Source organism: Sphingomonas bacterium, assembly GCF_903643065.1.
Taxonomy (GTDB): Bacteria; Pseudomonadota; Alphaproteobacteria; order Sphingomonadales; family Sphingomonadaceae; genus Sphingomonas.
Genome location: NZ_CAHJWX010000280.1, coordinates 1 through 3,903 on the forward strand (window position 1 = coordinate 1; position 3,903 = coordinate 3,903).

5 protein-coding genes are annotated in these 3,903 nt (G+C 71.4%); 3 read left to right on the top strand and 2 right to left on the bottom strand.

Going from position 1 to position 3,903, the window contains the following annotated elements:
* Positions 1-274, bottom strand: a 274-nt coding sequence (locus HUU95_RS10330; RefSeq protein ID WP_174280036.1) for a prephenate dehydrogenase/arogenate dehydrogenase family protein, incomplete at its 3' end; no start/stop codon positions are given.
* Positions 275-372: 98 nt separating this feature from the next.
* The gene (gene hisC / locus HUU95_RS10335; RefSeq protein ID WP_174280037.1) at positions 373-1,464 is read right to left on the bottom strand and encodes a histidinol-phosphate transaminase; all 1,092 of its coding nucleotides are present in this window, start codon (positions 1,462-1,464) and stop codon (positions 373-375) included.
* Between the two features lie 99 nt (positions 1,465-1,563).
* On the opposite strand from hisC, the gene HUU95_RS10340 reads away from it, so the two are divergent.
* The 3 genes from HUU95_RS10340 to HUU95_RS10350 all read left to right on the top strand — a co-directional run bounded on the left by HUU95_RS10340 (position 1,564) and on the right by HUU95_RS10350 (position 3,837).
* Positions 1,564-2,103 carry a papain-like cysteine protease family protein gene (locus HUU95_RS10340; protein ID WP_174280038.1) on the top strand — a complete coding sequence of 180 codons (540 nt, stop codon included), beginning with the start codon at positions 1,564-1,566 and terminating at the stop codon, positions 2,101-2,103.
* Positions 2,104-2,290: 187 nt separating this feature from the next.
* On the top strand, positions 2,291-3,409 hold the full coding sequence (metX, locus tag HUU95_RS10345; protein WP_174280039.1) for a homoserine O-acetyltransferase MetX: 1,119 nt from the start codon (positions 2,291-2,293) through the stop codon (positions 3,407-3,409).
* Positions 3,406-3,837 carry a GNAT family N-acetyltransferase gene (locus HUU95_RS10350; RefSeq protein ID WP_174280040.1) on the top strand — a complete coding sequence of 144 codons (432 nt, stop codon included), beginning with the start codon at positions 3,406-3,408 and terminating at the stop codon, positions 3,835-3,837. Before metX ends, HUU95_RS10350 begins: the two co-directional genes overlap by 4 nt.
* The last annotated feature ends 66 nt before the right edge of the window (positions 3,838-3,903 follow it).

Here is a 3,903-nt window from a genome sequence, read left to right on the forward strand (position 1 = left end):
CGTCGGCGGGCAGGTCAGGCGCGATGGCGGCGGCGAGCGGCCCCATTGCGCCGACCGGCACGCACAGGATGACGAGGTCCGCGTCGATCACCGCCGCGCCGGCATTGTCGGCGAGGTCGTCGCACAGGCCGAGCCGGTCGGCGGCGGCACGGACGGCGGGATCGGCGTCATGGCCGGTGAGGCGCACGGTCGGCATCGTCGCGCGGACCGCGCGGGCGAGCGAGGAGCCGATCAGGCCGAGCCCGAGGATCGCGACGCGGGCGAAGGGGAGCACCTTACGTCACCCTCACCCTCTGGCGCGTTCCGCGCCTGTCTCCCTCTCCCGGTGGGAGAGGGAGGGAGCCGGCGCAGCCGGCGGAAGGGTGAGGGTGATCACCGCGTCATCGCCCGCAACGCCGCGATCACGCCCTCGCACTCGTCCTGCGTCCCGATCGTGATGCGCAGCCCGTGCGGGAGCTGCTGGCCCGGCAGCCAGCGGACGAGGAAGCCCGCGTCCATCAGCCCCTGATACGCCGCCTCGGCGGTGAGCGGGCCCTCGAACACGACCAGCACGAAGTTCGCCTGGCTCGGGATCGCGCGCAGCCCGGCATTGCCTAGCTGGGCGATCTCGTCCGAGAACCAGCGGCGCCACCGCGCATTGTGCGCGCGGGTGTGCGCGACGAAGCCGTCGTCGCCCAGCGCGCCCAGCGCGGCCGCGGTGCCGGCGGCGGTGACGGAGAAGGGCAGGCGGATGCGGTGCAGCGCGTCGATGATCGCGGGTGACGCATAGCCCCAGCCGACCCGCTCGGCCGCCAGCCCGTACATCTTCGAGAAGGTGCGCGTGACCATCACGTTGGACGCGGCGGCGGCCAGCGCCATGCCGCCATCGTCGGCGTCGCCCTCGATATACTCGGCATAGGCATGGTCGAGCACCAGCAGGATGTCGGGCCGCAGCCCCGCGTGCAGCCGCGCGATCTCGGCGGCGCTCGAATAGGTGCCGGTCGGATTGTTGGGATTGGCGAGATACACGATGCGCGTCCGCTGCGTGACGCAGGCCAGGATCGCGTCGACGTCCGTCGCATGGTCGCGGTCGGGCGCCACCACCGGCACCGCGCCGACGCGCCGGGTCGCGATCTCGTAGACGGAAAAGCCGAAACGGACGTGGATCACCTCGTCGCCCTCGCCCGCGAACGCGCCGGCGGCGAGATGCAGCACCTCGTCCGAGCCGTTGCCGTAGATGATCCGCGCGGGATCGAGCCCGTGCTTCGCCGCCAGCGCTTCCCGCAATGCCGTCCCGCTCGCGTCGGGATAGCGCTCCAGCGTGGTCGCCGCCGCCGCGAACGCCGCCCGCGCGGCGGGCGAGGTGCCGAGCGGGTTCTCGTTGGACGACAGCTTGGCGACGTGGCGTCCGTCATCGGTGGTCGAGCGGCCGGGGATATAGGGCGCGATGCCCATGATCCAGGGTTTCGGCTGGGGAACGGTCATGGGCGGGCTGTAGCGGGCGCGGGCGGTCGCGCAAAGCCGCGCCCTGACCGGATCGCGCCGACCGCGACGTTTCCCTCAAGGTGCGCGGAGGAGGACGACATGGCCGACGAGACACCCACCGGCAACATCAACGTGTTCGTGCCCGGCCTCAAGCTGGTGCCGCAGGCGACGGGCAACATCTGTTGGTGGGCAGCGGCGCTGATGATGTACAATTGGAAGGTCGCACGGGGCGGCAAGGTGCCGCATCCCGACGACGAGCCGAAGAACAAGTCCCGGCGGCTCAGCGACTGTATCCTGCCCTGGGACGAGATCCCCGCCTTCGCCGATTCGGTCGGCATGGTGGCGCGGCCGCTGATCTCGCCCACGCCAGAGATGCTGGCTTCCTGGTTGCGGCAGGGGCCGATGTGGACCGATGGCGTGTTCGTCGACCCGCAGGGCCGCACGCTGCCATCGGGCCACATGACGGTGCTCGCCGGGCTGCGCAGCGTGCCGAGCAGCGATGGCTATGAGGTCTTCCTCTACGATCCCGACCCACCCAGGCGCGGCTCGGCGCAGTGGCGCCCGATCAGCCAGCTCGTCAGCATCATGGGCGCCGGCGCCTATGCGGCGGTGCCGTGCAACTTCCTCTATTACCAGTGAGGCGCGCCGCCTGACACAGGCCGGCAGCGGCGCCTCATGCCTCGGGCTGTCCTACCATCCCGCTTGCCGTTACGGGCCGGCACATGATGCCGCATCCGCCCTTCCCGATGATGCCCGCGCGGGGGGCCGGGGCGGCGCGGATGAGCGCCGCTTGCGGCACCTTTGGCAACTTCCGACCGGTCACGGCATGATCGACGCCCGGTTCGGCCCCGATCGCCGGGTCGTCCTGCCCGGCCCGCTCGCGCTCGATGGCGGCGGCGTGCTCGCACCAGTCGAGATCGCCTATGCGACCTATGGCGCGTTCGACGGCGACAACGCGATCCTGGTCTGTCACGCCCTGACCGGCGACCAGCACCTGGCGAGCGCGCATCCGCGCACCGGCAAGCCGGGCTGGTGGGATCGCATGGTCGGGCCCGGCAAGCCGATCGATACCGATCGCTGGTGCGTGGTGTGCGCCAACGTGCTGGGCAGCTGCATGGGCTCGTCCGGCCCGGCCTCGACCAACCCCGCGACCGGGCGGCCCTGGGGAATGGCTTTCCCCGTCATCACGGTCCGCGACATGGTGCGCGCGCAGGCCCTGCTGCTCGATCATCTCGGCATCAAAGCGCTGGCGGCGGTAGTCGGCGGCTCGATGGGGGGGATGCAGGCGCTGTCCTGGGCGGCGACCTTCCCCGCTCGCGTCCGCGCCGCGCTGGTGATCGCGTCGACCGCGCGGCATTCGGCGCAGAACATCGCGTTCCACGAGGTCGGGCGACAGGCGGTGATGGCCGACCCGCGCTGGCGCGGCGGCGACTACGACCCCGCCGATCCGCCCGCCGCCGGGCTGGCGGTCGCGCGCATGGCGGCGCACATCACCTATCTGTCCGAGGCCGGGCTGACGAGCAAGTTCGGGCGGCGGCTGCAGGCGCGGCCGAATAGTCCGGATGGGGCCAAGACATTCGGTTTCGACGCCGACTTCCAGGTCGAAAGCTATCTGCGCCACCAGGGCCTGTCCTTCGTCGACCGGTTCGACGCCAACGCCTATCTCTATATCACGCGGGCGATGGATTATTGGGACCTGGCCGAGGAACATGGCGGCCGGTTGGCGGATGCGTTCAGCCCCGCCACGCGCTTCTGCCTCGTCTCGTTCGACACCGACTGGCTCTATCCCACGCCCGAGTCCCGTCATGTCGTCCACGCGCTCCACGCGGCGGGCGCGCCGGCTAGCTTCGTCGAGCTGTCGAGCCCCTACGGCCACGACGCCTTCCTGCTCGACTCGCCCGAACTCGACCGGGTGGTGCGCGGGTTCCTGGAGGCGGGCGGATGATCGAGCTGGACGATGACCGGACGCGGCTGGACCTGGACCGAATCCACGGCTGGCTGGCGTCGAGCTATTGGTCGCCGGGCATCGCGCGCGCGACGGTGACGCGCGCGCTCGCCGGGTCGCATCCGCTCGGCGCCTATGCGCAGGGCGAGCAGATCGCCTTCGCGCGGATGATCACCGATCACGCGACCTTCGCGTGGTTGGCGGACGTCTGGGTGGACGAGGCGCGCCGGGGCGAGGGGATCGGCCGCGCGATGGTGCGCTGGTTCCTCGATCATCCCGGCTATGCGGGCGTGCGTCGCTTCGCGCTGGTTACCGGCGACGCGCACGGCGTCTATGCCGCGCTCGACTTTCACCCGCCGCTGCGCCCGGAGCGCTGGATGGAGCGGCTCGATCCGGACGCGGCGGCGCGGCTGCGGGCGACACCGTGACCCTGCGCCCCGACCTCGCCGTGATCGCCGCGCATGTCGCGCCGGGGGCACGCGTGCTCGATGTCG